The 13,056-nt window shown below is 71.3% G+C and carries 14 protein-coding genes and 4 pseudogenes; 7 read left to right on the plus strand and 11 right to left on the minus strand.

Features of this window, described 5'->3' with window-relative positions; genetic code table 11:
- Positions 1–399: 399 nt before the first annotated feature.
- Positions 400–630, plus strand: a pseudogene (locus ACQEVZ_RS06765) (IS5/IS1182 family transposase); the annotation flags it as partial.
- A gap of 77 nt (positions 631–707) precedes the next feature.
- Here the strand turns inward: ACQEVZ_RS06765 and ACQEVZ_RS06770 are convergent.
- Both ACQEVZ_RS06770 and ACQEVZ_RS06775 read right to left on the minus strand, forming a co-directional pair.
- Positions 708–1,025 (minus strand): annotated as a pseudogene (locus ACQEVZ_RS06770) (aldo/keto reductase); the annotation flags it as partial.
- A 71-nt stretch (positions 1,026–1,096) separates the two neighbouring features.
- Positions 1,097–1,984 (minus strand): aldo/keto reductase, encoded by an 888-nt coding sequence (locus ACQEVZ_RS06775; protein ID WP_433362775.1) that lies wholly within the window; start codon positions 1,982–1,984, stop codon positions 1,097–1,099.
- 170 nt (positions 1,985–2,154) lie between these two features.
- On the opposite strand from ACQEVZ_RS06775, the gene ACQEVZ_RS06780 reads away from it, so the two are divergent.
- Positions 2,155–3,042, plus strand: coding sequence for a helix-turn-helix domain-containing protein (locus tag ACQEVZ_RS06780; RefSeq protein WP_433362778.1), 888 nt, complete (start codon positions 2,155–2,157; stop codon positions 3,040–3,042).
- A gap of 19 nt (positions 3,043–3,061) precedes the next feature.
- Here the strand turns inward: ACQEVZ_RS06780 and ACQEVZ_RS06785 are convergent, their stop codons facing one another.
- The 5 genes and pseudogenes from ACQEVZ_RS06785 to ACQEVZ_RS06805 all read right to left on the minus strand — a co-directional run.
- Entirely contained in the window at positions 3,062–3,745 is a 684-nt protein-coding gene (locus ACQEVZ_RS06785) for a flavodoxin (RefSeq protein WP_433376652.1), read from the minus strand.
- Between the two features lie 166 nt (positions 3,746–3,911).
- A complete protein-coding gene (locus tag ACQEVZ_RS06790; RefSeq protein WP_433362781.1) occupies positions 3,912–4,082 on the minus strand; it encodes a hypothetical protein in 171 nt (56 codons plus the stop codon).
- A gap of 38 nt (positions 4,083–4,120) precedes the next feature.
- Positions 4,121–4,297, minus strand: a pseudogene (locus ACQEVZ_RS06795) (hypothetical protein); the annotation flags it as partial.
- 12 nt (positions 4,298–4,309) lie between these two features.
- The gene (locus ACQEVZ_RS06800) at positions 4,310–4,492 is read right to left on the minus strand and encodes a hypothetical protein (protein WP_433376655.1); all 183 of its coding nucleotides are present in this window, start codon (positions 4,490–4,492) and stop codon (positions 4,310–4,312) included.
- A gap of 16 nt (positions 4,493–4,508) precedes the next feature.
- Positions 4,509–4,712, minus strand: a pseudogene (locus ACQEVZ_RS06805) (transcriptional regulator); the annotation flags it as partial.
- Positions 4,713–5,018: 306 nt separating this feature from the next.
- Here ACQEVZ_RS06805 and ACQEVZ_RS06810 point away from each other — a divergent pair.
- Positions 5,019–5,762, plus strand: coding sequence for an MFS transporter (locus tag ACQEVZ_RS06810; RefSeq protein ID WP_433362784.1), 744 nt, complete (start codon positions 5,019–5,021; stop codon positions 5,760–5,762).
- Here the strand turns inward: ACQEVZ_RS06810 and ACQEVZ_RS06815 are convergent.
- Positions 5,654–5,896 (minus strand): hypothetical protein, encoded by a 243-nt coding sequence (locus tag ACQEVZ_RS06815; RefSeq protein ID WP_433377283.1) that lies wholly within the window; start codon positions 5,894–5,896, stop codon positions 5,654–5,656. The genes ACQEVZ_RS06810 and ACQEVZ_RS06815 overlap by 109 nt on opposite strands.
- Here ACQEVZ_RS06815 and ACQEVZ_RS06820 point away from each other — a divergent pair.
- The 4 genes from ACQEVZ_RS06820 (at position 5,874) to ACQEVZ_RS06835 (ending at position 7,610) form a co-directional block, all read left to right on the plus strand.
- Positions 5,874–6,014, plus strand: coding sequence for a hypothetical protein (locus tag ACQEVZ_RS06820; protein WP_433362787.1), 141 nt, complete (start codon positions 5,874–5,876; stop codon positions 6,012–6,014). The two genes, ACQEVZ_RS06815 and ACQEVZ_RS06820, sit on opposite strands and share 23 nt — an antisense overlap.
- Positions 6,015–6,077: 63 nt before the next feature.
- Positions 6,078–6,452, plus strand: coding sequence for a hypothetical protein (locus ACQEVZ_RS06825; RefSeq protein ID WP_433362790.1), 375 nt, complete (start codon positions 6,078–6,080; stop codon positions 6,450–6,452).
- 35 nt (positions 6,453–6,487) lie between these two features.
- Complete coding sequence (locus ACQEVZ_RS06830; RefSeq protein WP_433362793.1) at positions 6,488–6,868, plus strand: DUF2255 family protein; 381 nt, start codon at positions 6,488–6,490, stop codon at positions 6,866–6,868.
- Positions 6,869–7,004: 136 nt separating this feature from the next.
- A complete protein-coding gene (locus tag ACQEVZ_RS06835; protein WP_433362796.1) occupies positions 7,005–7,610 on the plus strand; it encodes a zinc-binding dehydrogenase in 606 nt (201 codons plus the stop codon).
- 559 nt (positions 7,611–8,169) lie between these two features.
- On the opposite strand, the gene ACQEVZ_RS06840 is transcribed toward ACQEVZ_RS06835, so the two are convergent.
- The 3 genes from ACQEVZ_RS06840 to ACQEVZ_RS06850 form a co-directional block, all read right to left on the minus strand.
- Complete coding sequence (locus tag ACQEVZ_RS06840; protein ID WP_354893893.1) at positions 8,170–8,856, minus strand: alpha/beta fold hydrolase; 687 nt, start codon at positions 8,854–8,856, stop codon at positions 8,170–8,172.
- 66 nt (positions 8,857–8,922) lie between these two features.
- Complete coding sequence (locus ACQEVZ_RS06845; protein WP_433362800.1) at positions 8,923–11,772, minus strand: AAA family ATPase; 2,850 nt, start codon at positions 11,770–11,772, stop codon at positions 8,923–8,925.
- A 446-nt stretch (positions 11,773–12,218) separates the two neighbouring features.
- A complete protein-coding gene (locus tag ACQEVZ_RS06850; protein WP_433362803.1) occupies positions 12,219–12,668 on the minus strand; it encodes an ester cyclase in 450 nt (149 codons plus the stop codon).
- Positions 12,669–13,056 lie beyond the last annotated feature (388 nt).

Consider the following 13,056-nt stretch of genomic DNA (forward strand, 5'->3'; position numbering starts at 1 on the left):
ACCGACCCCGTCTGCTCCAATGGATGCGGTGCTGCAGGCGCAGCAGCGATTGCTCGAGCGGGGACGCGGCGCCGGGCTCCGGCGTGCGGCGTTCGGGCGGGGGCCAGCCAGACAGGCCGGGCAGTAGCGGCCGAACCGGCCGAAGATCCACAGTTCGTTGGTGCCGGGCCGGGCCGGGTCGCGGCGCCGGCCGAGGAAGGTCGCCTGCAGCGGCGCACAGCGGCTGGCGTGCGCGGACAGGCACAGCGCGGCGACCTCGTCGACGTGCAGGCCGGTGAGCGTCGCGAACCGCGCGACATCGCCGGGCTCGAGGTGGGTGACGGGGCCTTGGCGGATGTTCATGACGGTCAGGTCGCCCAGCTGGAGGAGCTGGGCGGGGCTGCGGTCGAGGCGGTGGGCCGGGCCGAGATCCGCCGCAGAGGCATCACGGTCCGCATCGCCCGCAAGGGCGTCGAGTCCTCCCAACGCCTCGGTCGGCACCGGTGGATCGTCGAGTCATGCCTGTCCTGGTTCGCCAACAACCGCCGCCTCGCCCGCCGCTACGAACGCAAAGCCGAGCATTTCCAAGCGTTTGCCGACCTCGCCGCAATCCTCATCTGCCACCGCCGACTCACAAAGATCACCAGGTGAGACACCCCTTAGCGTTCGATCATGGTCATCTGCTCGTCGGTGTGGTGGCCGCCTTCTGCCGGGGCGAGGCTGTCGAGGGTCGCGAGCTGTCCGGGGCTGAGCTCGATGGCGTCGGCGGCCGTGTTCTCTTCGACGCGGCTGACGAGCCCGAACTTGGTGGCCAGGACGACCTGGTCGCGGCGGCCTCTGATGGCCCGGCCGACGAGTTCCTCGTTGACGTACGGGCCGTAGATCTCGGCGGTGTCGATGAGGGTGACGCCGAGGTCGAGGGCGCGGTGGACGGTGCGGATCGACTCGGCGTCGTCGGTGCCGGCGCCGGTGTAGCCGTGGGACATGCCCATCGCGCCGAGCCCGATGCGGGCGACCTTGAGGTCACCGAGTGCCGCAGTTCGCATGGTAGCTGCTCCGTATCGTCGTCGGATTCGGTCCGGCCGCCCCCAGATGCAGGGGGCTGGCCACGGGTAGGTCAGGCTTCGGGGATCGGCCGGCCGAAGGTGGCGAGGGTGATGTCGGCCGGTTCGGGGCCTCCACGACGGCCGGTGTCCAGGCCGTCGATCGCGGCGAGCTCGTCGTCGGTGAGGTCGAAGTCGAAGACGGCGAAGTTCTCGGCGATACGCTGCGGATTCGTCGACTTGGGGATCGCGGAGCGGCCCTGCTGCAGGTGCCAGCGCAGCATCACCTGCGCCGGGCTCTTGCCGTGCTGCTGAGCGATGTCGCCGATGACCGGGTCCTGCAGGGTGCTGGTGTGCTCGCCGTCGCGGTAGAAGGTGATGCCGCCGATCGGTGACCACGCCTGGGTGGCGATGCCGTGCTCGGCGCCGAACGCCTGAACCTCGGGCTGGGTGAAGTACGGGTGGACCTCGATCTGGTTCACCGCCGGGACCACGGTGGCCTTGTCCAGCAAGGCGGTCAGGTGCTCGACCATGAAGTTGCTGACCCCGATCGCGCGTACCTTCCCGTCGGCGTACAGTCTCTCCAGCGCTCGGTACGCCTCGCGAGTCCGTCCGAACTCCGACGGCAGGGCCTGGTGCAGGATGAGCAGGTCGATCTGCTCGACGCCCAGCTTGGTGGCGCTCTTGGTGTAGCCGTGCAGGGTCTCGTCGGAGCCGTAGTCGCTGATCCAGATCTTCGTCTCCAGGAACACCGCGCCGCGGTCGAGGCCGGACGCGGCGACGGCCTCGCCGACCTGCCGTTCGTTGCCGTAGGCGGCGGCGGTGTCGATGTGCCGGTACCCGGTCTGCAAGGCGGCGTCGACGGCGGCGCGGGTCTCCTCGGGCGGTGTCTGGAAGACGCCGAAGCCGAGGGCGGGCATCGTGACGCCGTTGTTCAGCGTCAACTGCGGGATTGTGGACATGCGAGGTCCTTTCAGGCGGCGCTGATGCGCACGAGCGACTTGGTGGCGCGGCGGTCGAGCATGGCGTCCTTCCTCCATCAGACACCTACCCACCTCTGGCAGGGAGCCACCTGTGAAAGGGGTACCGACAGGGACCCCCTCACGCCCGGCACGCCGCCTAGCCTGGTGCTATGGGCATGGACAACCGCGGCGAGGTCCGCGCCTTCCTCACCACCCGCCGCGCCAAAATCAGCCCCGATCAGGCCGGCATCCCCGCCGGCGGCAGCCGCCGCGTCGCCGGGCTGCGCCGCGGCGAGGTCGCCGCCCTCGCCGGGGTCAGCGTCGAGTACTACACCCGCCTCGAGCGCGGCAACCTCGCCGGCGCCTCCGACAGCGTCCTTTCCGCGCTGGCCCGCGCCCTGCAGCTCGACGACACCGAAACGACCTACCTGCACAACCTCGCCCGCGCCGCCGGTCCCGCCCCAGCCCGCTCCCGGCGCCGCCCCAGCACGCCAGAGATCCGCCCGGCCGTGCGCCGGCTACTGGACTCCATGACCGGTGTCCCGGCGTTCCTGCGCACCCACCGCTTCGACATCCTCGCCGCGAACCCGCTCGGCCGCGCGCTCTACGCCCCGATGTTCGCCGCCCACCCGACCCTGCCGGTCAACACGATGCGGTTCACGTTCCTCGACCCGCACGCCCAGGCGTTCTACCCCGAATGGGCGAAAACCGCCCGCGCCGCTGTCGGCTCACTCCGCACCGCCGCCGCAGCCCACCCCCACGACCAGCAGCTGATGCACCTCATCGGCGAGCTGTCCATGCGCAGCGACACCTTCCGCACCTGGTGGGCCGCCCAAGACGTCTTCGTCCACACCCACGGCACCAAACGCTTCCGCCACCCCGCCATCGGCGAGCTGGAACTCGCCTACGAAGGACTCGAACTGCCCGGTGACGAAACCCTCACCATCGTCACCTACTCCGCCGAGCCCGGCACGCCATCCAGCGACGGCTTGGCACTGCTGGCCACTTGGGCCGTAACGGACGCCGGTAGGTCCGCTGCAACGTTGGATTCGACCTGAACGGCGCTATCTTTCCCCGTCAGGGGGCGAGTAGGCCGATGCGGCGCAGCCAGGCCGTGACCGCCGGCTCGGCGTCTCCGGCCTCCTCACCCCGCACGGCCAGCCCTTCCCCGAGCGTCGCGCCGCGACACGACGCGGCGTAGTCGCGCTCGGTCGTGCCCAAGCCGCTCACCGCGTACGTGGTCAGCGGGTGGACCGTCTTGCCGGTGAAGTCGAAGCCCTCCGCGAACGCTGTCATGATCATCGGCGCTCGCACGTTCCAGATCGGGCTGCCCAACAGGATCGTGGTGTACCGGCCGATCGACGGGAGCGGGTTCGCGATGCCCGGCCGGGCGTTCGCTTGCTGTTCCCGCACGTTGCGCGCGACCGTCGGGTCATAGTCGTCGGAGTACGGCTCGGCGGCCTCTATGCGGTGCACCTCGCAGCCGACAAGTCTGGTGATCATGTCGGCCACGACCTGGGTGTTGCCGACGGTCAGCCGGGTCCGGCCGCCGTTGAAGTAGTTCTCGCCGGCCCGAGAGAAATAGGCCAGCAGGACTGCGCTCGAGGCCGGCGAAGACGGTGCTGGACCACTTCGTGATGCTCCGGTCGGCGCAGGCCGGCTCGGGGCGGCGCTGGGTGCATCGGTGCAGGCGTTGAGGGCAACCCCGGCTGTGCCGAGAAGCACGCCGCGCAGCAGCGCGCGACGCGGATGCACATCCATGGCGTTCACGAAGTATCTCCCGGTCTACTGTCGGCGAGCATGACGTTCATGCCATACAAGCCCTGCCAGCGACACTCAGGGAGCCCCTGCCGAAAGGAGTACCAGCAGGGATCCTCACCCGGGTTTGAGCGGCACATACTGTCCAGCAGCTCGCGGCCCGGTGGCGTCAAAGGTTGGTCATGCGTTCCAGATGCTCGGGGTAGCGAGCACCGACGATCTCGACGCCCGCGGCGGCGTCGATGTCGCGCAGGTCATCGGCGGTGAGCTCGACGGCGGCGGCGCCGAGGTTCTCGTTGAGGCGTTCGAGCCTGCGGGTGCCGGGATGGGCACGATCCACGGCTGCTGAGCGAGCAGCCAGGCGAGCGCGATCTGCGCGACGGTGGCACCGTTGCGCTCGGCAACGGCCCGGAGCAGGTCGACGAGGGCCAGGTCGGCCTCGCGGACGTCGGCGTCGAAGCGCGGGATGCCGGCGCGGATGTCGCCGTCGGCGAACCTGGTTTCCTGGTTGAGGGTGCCGGTGAGGAAGATGGTGAACTCCTGGAGGGTGTGGATCGGGTCGAGGCGTCAGGCCCGGTCGGCCTCATGGGCCGCGGCGGGCTCGGCGGGTTCGGTGGATGCGGCCCAGCTGGCCAGGAGCCGGGGCGCGTCCGCTGCCGGGGTGCCGGCGGCGGCGCTGTAGGCGGTGAGGGTGAGGCCGGGATCGGCGGGCATGGGCATGGCTTCGAAGCCGAGCTCGATGCGGCCGATGACGGGGTGGTGGAAGCGTTTTGACGCCGGTGTGGTGCAGGCGGACGTTGTGCGCGGCCCGCAGGGTGCGGAAGGCGTCGCTGCGGGTGGCGAGCTCGCCGACGAGGTCGGTGAGGGCCTTGTCGTAGGGGTCGCGGCCGGCCTCGGTGCGCAGCAGCGCGACGGTGGTGTTCGCCGCCTCGTCCCAGTCCGGGTGGAGCTCGTCGGCGCGGGGGTCGAGGAAACAGAACCGGCGAGGTTCACCGGCCGGGCCGGGGTGTCGAACGCGGGTGCGTACAGGGCTTCGGCGAGCGGTTTGCGGCGAGGATGCCGAGGCGGCCGTTGCGGACGAACGCGAGCGCGTCGGTCATCGCGTGCAGCAGGTGCAGTGCGCCCGGCCGGACCTGCTGTTTCGGAGAACTCGCGCACCTCGTCGCGGTTGTCCATGCCCTTCACGGTACGGGCGCCGGTGCAGGCGAGGTGGGCGCTGGCATTACCACCTTCGGCAACCCTCCCCCGGCCTGGAGCCGCCGGCTGTATGGATGACATGACCGATGCGTCCAGTCCGGAGCCGCGACCCGGCCGCGATCCGGCCGCCGCGGGAGCGTCCTGGCCGTCGTGGCGGCCGGAACCGCCCTGGTGCTGGTCGCGTTCACCCTGCCCCTGGCCAGGCTGCCCGCCGCAGCTGCCGGTCCACGCGGGCGTCGGCGGGCAGGCGTGGATCCTCAGCGGGATGGGCGTCGGCTGCGCGGCCGGGCTGCGCGGCAGCGGCGCGCTCGGCGACGACCACGGCCGCCGCCGCACCGTCCTCATCGGCGCGCTGCTGCTCGCTGCGGCGTCATTGGTCGGCGCCGCCGCCCCCGACGCGCTGGTCCTGATCGTGGGCCGGGTCCTGCAGGGGCTCGGCGGCGCCGCAATCGTCGCGTGCAGCCTCGGCCTGATCGGGCACGCCTATCGGATGGGCCGCAGCGGGCTCAGGCGACCGGCATCTGGGGCGCGGCGCTGGGCGCCGGCGTCACGGCCGGCCCGTTCCTCGCGCTGGGGCTGCAGGCGACGGGCGGGTGGCGGTGGCCCTTCCTGGCCACAGCGCTCGGCGCGCTCGCGGTCGCCGCCGCGGGACGCGGGTGGCTGCCGGAGTCGAAGGCGGCGCGCCCGCGCCCGATTGACGTGCCCGGCACCGTGCTACTCGGGTTCGGGCCGGCGGCGCTGCTGGCCGGGCTGGCGCAGGGCCGAACCGGCTGGACCGGCCCGGCGACGCTCGGCCTGTTCGGCGCCGGGCTCCTGCTGCTGACCGGCTTCGTGGTCGTCGAGCACCTCCAGGCACATCCGATGTTCGACCTGGCGCTGCTGCCGCCGCGACTTCACCGCCGCCCTGGCCGCGGCGCTCGCCGCCGGCGCCGGAATGCTGTCGCTGACGTCGTTCACCCCGATCATCGTCGAACGCGGCCTCGGCGGCACCGCCCTGGCCAGCGTGGCGGCGATGCTGGCCTGGTCCGGGCTCAGCGCCATCACCCCGCTCGGCGCCCGCCGACTGTCCAGGTGACTGACACCCCGCGGGCAGCTCATCGCCGGTTTGCTCGGCTGCGCCGCCGGGCAACTCGCCCTGATGGAATTGCACCCGCACAGCCCGGTCGCTCGGCTGCTGCCCGGCCTGCTGCCGGCCGGCGCGGCCAACGGCGTCCTCAATGCAGCGCTGGGCCGGCAGGCGGTCTCCAGCGTGCCGGCTGACCGGGCCGCGATGGGCAGCGGCGCCCACAACACCGCCCGCTACCTCGACTCGGCGATCGGCCTGGCCCTGGTTACCCTCCTGATCAGTCGCGGCTCCACCCCGGCGGCGGTCCTCGTCGGCTGGAACCACGCGGTCCTGGCCACCGCCGGCTGCTCCCTCGCCGGGGCGCTGCTCGTGCTGCTCAACCGCGACCGCGCCACCGTCGCCGCCCCAGCCGACCGGCCGCTCATCCCGGCCGCCCAGGCTCACTGACGCGCCACGTCGCACAACCACCTGGAGTACCCGCTATGACCACCTGGACAACAGACGAGCTGCGTCGCATCGCCGCCGCTGACGAACTCGGCATCGCCAGCGTCCGCGCCGACGGCCGCCTGCGGCGGACGACCACGATCTGGGTCGTCCCGGACGGCGACGACCTGTACGTGCGCGCCGCGAACGGCCCCGACTCGGTCTGGTACCGCGGCACCCGCGCCCGCCACGAAGGCCACATCAGCGCAGGTGGGGTCGAGCGGGACGTCACCTTCACCGACGTGCCCGGCGACGACCCGGTCCACGAACGCATCGACGCCGGCTACCGCACCAAGTACCGCCGCTACGGCGCCACCTACATCGAGGCGATGCTCGCCCCAGATGCCCGCGCCGCCACCCTCAAACTCACCCCTCGCTGACCAGCTTAAGGAAACCACCGATGGCTGACGATGCTGCGCCGTCCGGCGCGCAGACCATGTTCGGCGACTTCGCCTCGGCGCTCGTCGACTGCACCGACACCGTCCTGTTCGGGCAGGTCTGGCAACGCCCCGAGCTGTGGCCACCCGCGAGACGCCGTCCGACGTGCTCGGCACCGGCTGGTTCGGCGCCGTCGCCGCCGAGGCCGGCCCGGGCAAGACCGTCGCCGTCGTCGGGGACGGCGCCGTCGGCCTCCTCGCGGTCCTCGCCGCAAAGCAGCTCGGCGCAGAACGGATCATCGCCATGAGCCGACACGCCGACCGGCAGAAACTCGCCCTGGAATACGGGGCCACCGACATCGTCACCGAACGCGGCGACGACGGCGTCGCCCGCATCAAAGACCTCACCCGCGGCCTCCGCCCGCACAGCGTCATCGAGGCAGTCGGCACCCAGGAGTCGATGCTGCAGGCAATCCGCTCCACCCGCCCCGGCGGGCACGTCGGCTACGTCGGCGTCGCCCACGGCGTCGAACTGCCCGGCGAGGAGCTGTTCTACTCCCACGTCCACCTGCACGGCGGCCCCGCCCCGGTCCGCCGGTTCCTGCCCGAACTCGTCGACCTCATCACCAGCCGCACCATCGACCCGGGCAAGGTCTTCGACCTCACCCTGCCCCTCGACCAAGTCGCCGACGGATACACGGCGATGGACGAGCGCCGCACCATCAAGACCCTGCTGCGGCCGTAAGGAGCCCACAACGCAACTGCAGCCCGTAGCCGCGACGATCAAGACACCCGCCGAACGATTCACCGGCGACGTGTACATGACGCCGATCTACTCCGGGACGGGACCGTCGCGGATGACTGTCTCGCTGGTCCGGTTCACGCCGGGTGCCCGCACCAACTGCACTTCCACGCCGTCGCCCAGACCCTGCACGTCACCGAAGGCGTCGGCCTGGTCGGCAGCCGCGGTACCGAACCTCCTGCAGCAGGATCACTGCACCGCCCCACGGTCACGATGACCACGCCCACCACGACATCGCCAGAAGCCGGTCGCTTGAGCCACGTTTACATCGACAGGTCCGCCCGAGTCCGAAGAACGTCGGCCGGTGCCGCCAACGCACCACCACGACTCCGTCCCGGCTCAGATCGTCGCCGGCGGCAGCGCGGTCCACTGCGGCCGCGTCGACGGTGCGCCGGGTGGCAGCAAGCACCGTGCGGTCCCCTGCGCGCGGCCGGGCGTGGTGGTTGACGTTGGTGCGGTGGTGTGCCGGCCGCCAGGATGGCGGCCGGCACGTGCGGGTGTTTCAGCGGTTGGCGGCGGCCTGCTTGATCAGGTCGGCGACCGCGGCGGGCTGCGACACGTAGATGGCGTGGCTGCCGGCGGCCTCCACGACCGTGGATCCAGCCCGTGCCGACATGGCGCGCTGGGCGGGCGGCGGGATCATGCGGTCGTCGGTCGCGACCAGGTACCAGCTCGGCTTGGCGCGCCAGGCGGGTTCGGACACGGCGCCGGCGAGGGCGTCGACACCCCAGGGGACCTGTGCGTCGGCCAGGAACGCCGCCTGGGCGGCTGGGAGGTCACCGGCGAACGAGGCGTGGAACTTGTCCCGGTCGAGGAAGAGGTACCCGTTGACCGGTGGCAGGATCGGCGGGACCGGCGCCCCGGGCGGCGGGTCGGCGATCAGCGTGTTCACCGACTCACCCTTGTCGGGAGCGAACGCGGCGATGTAGACGAGGGCGGCAACGTTGGGGTGGGTGCCGGCCTCGCTGATCACGGCGCCGCCGTAGGAGTGGCCGACGAGCACCGTCGGGCCATCCTGCTGGTCGAGGATCAGCCGGGTCGCCTCGGCGTCGCCGTGCAGCGACAGGGTGGGGTTCTGCACGACGCTGACCCGGTAGCCGTCCTGGGTGAGCAGGTCGTAGACCGGCTGCCAGCCGGATCCGTCGACGAAGCCGCCGTGCACGAGCACGACGTTGGTCACAGCACTCACGACTTGCACTCCTTGGATGAGTGGGTGTGGATGCGGTGACGGTAGGCGCTGCAGCGTGCGGTTCGATTACGTCAAATGACTGGTGTCGGCGATCGCGTCGCGCAGTGCCGCCCGGGAAGTGATGCCGAGCTTCGGGAAGATCTGGTACAGGTGGGTGCCGACCGTGCGGGGCGACAGGAACAGCTTCTCGCCGATCTGTTTGTTGCTCAGCCCGGCGGCGGCGAGTTCGGCGATCTGCCGTTGCTGCGGCGTCAGCGCGGCCGGCCCGGTTGACGGGAGGCCGCCGACGGTGTGACCGGTCGCCCGCAGTTCCGCCGATGCCCGCGCGGACCACGGCAGGGCGCCGAGCCGGTCGAAGGCTTCCAGGGCGGTCGCCAGATGCTGCCGGGCGGCGGCGTTGGCCTTGGACCGGCGCAGCCGCTCGCCGTAGGCGAGCTGGATCCGGGCTCGCTCGAACGGCCAGCGTTGGCCGCCGCTGACGGCGAGGGCGGCGTCGAACAGGGCAGGTGCCTGGTCATCGGGTGCGGCGAGCGCGGCCGCCGCCTCGATGGTCATGGCCAGCCGCGGGGAGATCGCGGCGACCCGGCAATCCCGGGCTGCCGCGACGTGCGCCCGGGCTTCGGCGATGCGTCCGGTGCGCGCTGCGGCCTCGACGACGTCCATGATCAGCCACAGGCCGTGCGGGATGTGCGCAGGCATCTGCCCGACAGTCGCGATCGTGGTGGCGTGCTGGTATGCCTGCCCGAAGTCGGCGCGGCCGAGCGCGTCGAGCAGCTTCGCCTGTTCCGCGATGCGCAGCACGAGCCCGGCTCCGCGGGGCGTGGCCCAGATCGTCATCCGGTCGGTCAGCTGTCGCACCTGTTCGTGGTCGCCGTGCGCCGCGGCCAGCATCGCCAGCAGGTACAGGCCGATGCACTCCAGGAGCCGGTAGTCGTGGGCCTGGCACAGCTCGACGTGCTCCTCGGCGATGCGCCGCACAGCGTCCCACTCGCCGGTCATGAACTGGTCGAGGCCGAGCAGCGACCGGGCGTGCAGGGTCAGGGTGAGCCCTGGGCCCGGTTCTCTGCCGAGGATCGCCGACAGCGGTGTGCGGCACGACGTCAACCGGTCCAGGAACATCGCCGCCAGCGTGACGCGGATGGTCCACACGGCGTCGGTCTGCACGCTCAGCCCGACGATCGCGGCGTCGAGCCGGTCGAGCAGCGGCGCTGCGGTGCGGGCCGGGTCGTCGAAGGTGCCGGCCAGCAGGGCGAGCAACTCGGGTGTCGGCGGCCACAGGCGGGACAACGCGGCGTGGAACGGTTCCCACAGGTCGGCCTGGCCGCTGAAGTAGCAGACCCAGCCGAGGGTGTAGAGGGCCTCGACCATGGTGGGGTTGTCACCGTCGTACGGGACCGGCTGCATCTGGATGGCTCCGGCCAGCAGCCGGTGGGCGGTGCCGATGTCGCCTTCCCCGCTCAGCAACAGGTGATGCGCGGCGGCGACGGCTGTGACCAGCGACTGCTCGCCCGAGGGGTGCCCGTCGCCGGCCAGCAGCCGCGGCACGTCACGCAGGTCGCCGGTGACCAGCGCACCGAGATACGCCGCTTCGGCAAGGCGTCGGCTGCGGTCGGTGTCGGTCGGGCTCAGGTCGGCGGCGCGCAGCAGGGTGGTGACCGCGCCGGCGGCGTCACCGCGGCTGCGGACCGTGTACGCGGCGTCCTCGAGGAGCCGGGCGACAGTCTCGTCCGGCCCGGTGCTCGCCTGGGCCAGGTGCCACGCGGCCCGCTCGGGGCGGTCGGCCATGGCGGCGGCCAGCTGAGCGTGGGCTCGAATGCGCTCGTCGAACATGGACCCTTCGACCACGGCGGAGCGGGTCAGCAGGTGATGGAAAGTCAGCCGGCCGGCGCGGTCGTCGACGTGGATCAGGCCTGCCCGCTCGGCCGCCGCAAGCGCCACCAGGTCCGGTTCGCCAGCAATGAGGTTGCTGAGCAGGCCGCTGCCGTCGAGAGCGGCGAGCAGGAGGATGCGCCGGGTCTGCGGAGGCAGTCCGTCGATCCGCGCGGCGAATGCCGCTTGCAGTCGACGGTTGAGCGCTAGCACATCCGGCAATGATCCGACGCCCGTCTGCTGCCGGTCGGTGAGTGCCAACGGCAGCTCCAGCAACGCCAGCGGATTGCCCTGCGCCTCGGCCAGCAGCCGCCCGCGCACACGGGGCACCAGGGCGGGGAAACGCTGCGCCACCAACGCCGCGGCAGCTGTCTGGTCCAACGGACGGATCTCGTACTCGGGCAGACCGGCCCGGTCGAAGAAGGTCTCGTGCCCGGACCGGTAGGCGGCCAGCAGCCCGACGCCGCGGGTCAGGCGGCGTGCCACGACCGCCAGAACCATCGCGCTGGCGCGATCGATCCACTGCAGGTCGTCCACGATCAGCAGCACCGGGTCCTCTGTCGCCAGTTGGCGCAGCAGGTCCAGGACCGCGTTGGCGATCATCAGCAGGCTCGGCGGTTCACAGTCCTGTATGCCCAGCGCGACCTGCAACGCCTGCCGGTGGGCCGGGCCCAGCCAGCCGATCTGTTCGCCCACGGGATGCAGCAACTGGTGCAGGCAGGAGAAACTGTGCTTGGCCTCGAACGGCGTACCCGACGCAGAAAGCACCCGCATCCCAGCAGCCGCCGCGTCGGCGGCGGCCGCCCGCAACAGCGCAGTCTTCCCGACACCCGGATCGCCGGCCAGCAGCAACGCACCTGCGGACCGGGCCATCTCCGCACGGAACCCGCGCAGCATCGCAAGCTCGGCGTCCCGGCCGACGAGCTCCAAAGCCGCACCGGTCATGAACAGCGCGCCGTGATCGTCGTGGACCGTGCTGACCGCGCGGACCGGGCTGACGCGCGACGGGCCGACCAGCGGACCAGCGAAGGCCGCGGGGCTGAGCACCGACGCTGCCGCAGCTCGGCCGACGCCAGCCCAACGCCGGGCATGCCGCACGGACGAACGATCGCACCACCACCTGCGACAGTGCGCAGTGGAGGCACGGCAGCTTCGCTCGCCACCGGATACCTGCCCACGGCATCACCATACGGCGCCTGTAGATGCGACCGGAACCGGCGGTTCACAGGACCAGCAACCGCTACTGCACCGTCACGATGCTGGCCCCGCACCCGGTCCAGGGAGCTCCCGGCTGTCGGCGGCCGGCCCGTGACCTTCCCCGTTTCTTCCACCGCGGAAGCGTGCTGTGACGTCGGCGGGGGTGGCGAATTCGTCGTTGTTGCTGTACGCGAGCCTCCCGGCGATGCCGAAATCCATCAGGGCGAGAACTGCGCAGGGAGGGGCCGTGCGCGTCGCTCGACCCCTCCCTGCCTTCAAACGGCGTGCTCGTCGACCTACTCGGTGGGGATGATGCCGAGCTGCTGGAGGACCTTCACGCCGTCGTCGAGTCCGACCTCTTCGACGATGAGTCCGTCGACGACCTTGAGGACGGTCGTGCCGGTGAAGCGGAGCGTCTTGCCGGACGCCGCCGGCACCGAGCCGATGGGCAGGTCGTCGAAGACGATCGACCCGGTGTGGGTGCCGCCGCCTTCCCACTGTCCGACCACGTAGTCGCCCTCGGCGATCAGGTCGGCGGTGCCCCAGAAGTTGAGGTCCGGGAACGCGGTGCGGAAGTCGGTGGCGAAGACCCGCACTTCGTCGCGACCGCGCATCGGCTTGTGCAGCGAGTACTCGAAGCGGATGTCGGGGTGCGCGAGCTCGTCGATGACCGCAGGGTTCCAGGGGTTGCCCCAGAACTCGGTGAACCAGCGTCCGACGACGGCCTTGTTCTCTTCCAGCGACATGATGTCGTCCCTTTGCTCGTGTGGGTGATCGCCGGCCGGTTGCTGGCCGCCGACACCGGGAAGACGCGTCGGATGGGTGTTTCGTGAGACTGGCCGCCGGGGTTTCTCAACTCAGATCGCAGCCCGAGCGACAGATTGAAATACTCGGAACGGACGTCGCTCGGCATCCACAGGGCGGTGTAGCCGGTTTGCTTCGCGGCGAGCGGTGCATGGCGATGCCCGCGCCTGCCGGGTCCGGCTCGCGCTTGGGCTCGTGTCGCGTGAGGTCGTGCAGGATCGGGGCTCTGGTGTCCGGCCCCGGCTCGCACAGTTTGGACACCCGCGGTCGCCGGGCGCGATGCGTTGACGCTTCGCGGTCGGTGTTCTCCAACCCGGAACGGCATGCGCT

This window comes from Dactylosporangium sp. CA-152071, assembly GCF_050936335.1.
Classification (GTDB): domain Bacteria; phylum Actinomycetota; class Actinomycetes; order Mycobacteriales; family Micromonosporaceae; genus Dactylosporangium; species Dactylosporangium maewongense.

Bases quoted from the DNA above. Each gene is read 5' to 3' on its own strand.
- ACQEVZ_RS06775 (WP_433362775.1), bottom strand. From the start codon at position 1,984: ATGTCCACAATCCCGCAGTTGACGCTGAACAACGGCGTCACGATGCCC.
- ACQEVZ_RS06780 (WP_433362778.1), top strand. From the start codon at position 2,155: ATGGGCATGGACAACCGCGGCGAGGTCCGCGCCTTCCTCACCACCCGC.
- ACQEVZ_RS06785 (WP_433376652.1), bottom strand. From the start codon at position 3,745: ATGGATGTGCATCCGCGTCGCGCGCTGCTGCGCGGCGTGCTTCTCGGC.
- ACQEVZ_RS06810 (WP_433362784.1), top strand. From the start codon at position 5,019: ATGACCGATGCGTCCAGTCCGGAGCCGCGACCCGGCCGCGATCCGGCC.
- ACQEVZ_RS06820 (WP_433362787.1), top strand. From the start codon at position 5,874: ATGCTGTCGCTGACGTCGTTCACCCCGATCATCGTCGAACGCGGCCTC.
- ACQEVZ_RS06825 (WP_433362790.1), top strand. From the start codon at position 6,078: ATGGAATTGCACCCGCACAGCCCGGTCGCTCGGCTGCTGCCCGGCCTG.
- ACQEVZ_RS06830 (WP_433362793.1), top strand. From the start codon at position 6,488: ATGACCACCTGGACAACAGACGAGCTGCGTCGCATCGCCGCCGCTGAC.
- ACQEVZ_RS06850 (WP_433362803.1), bottom strand. From the start codon at position 12,668: ATGTCGCTGGAAGAGAACAAGGCCGTCGTCGGACGCTGGTTCACCGAG.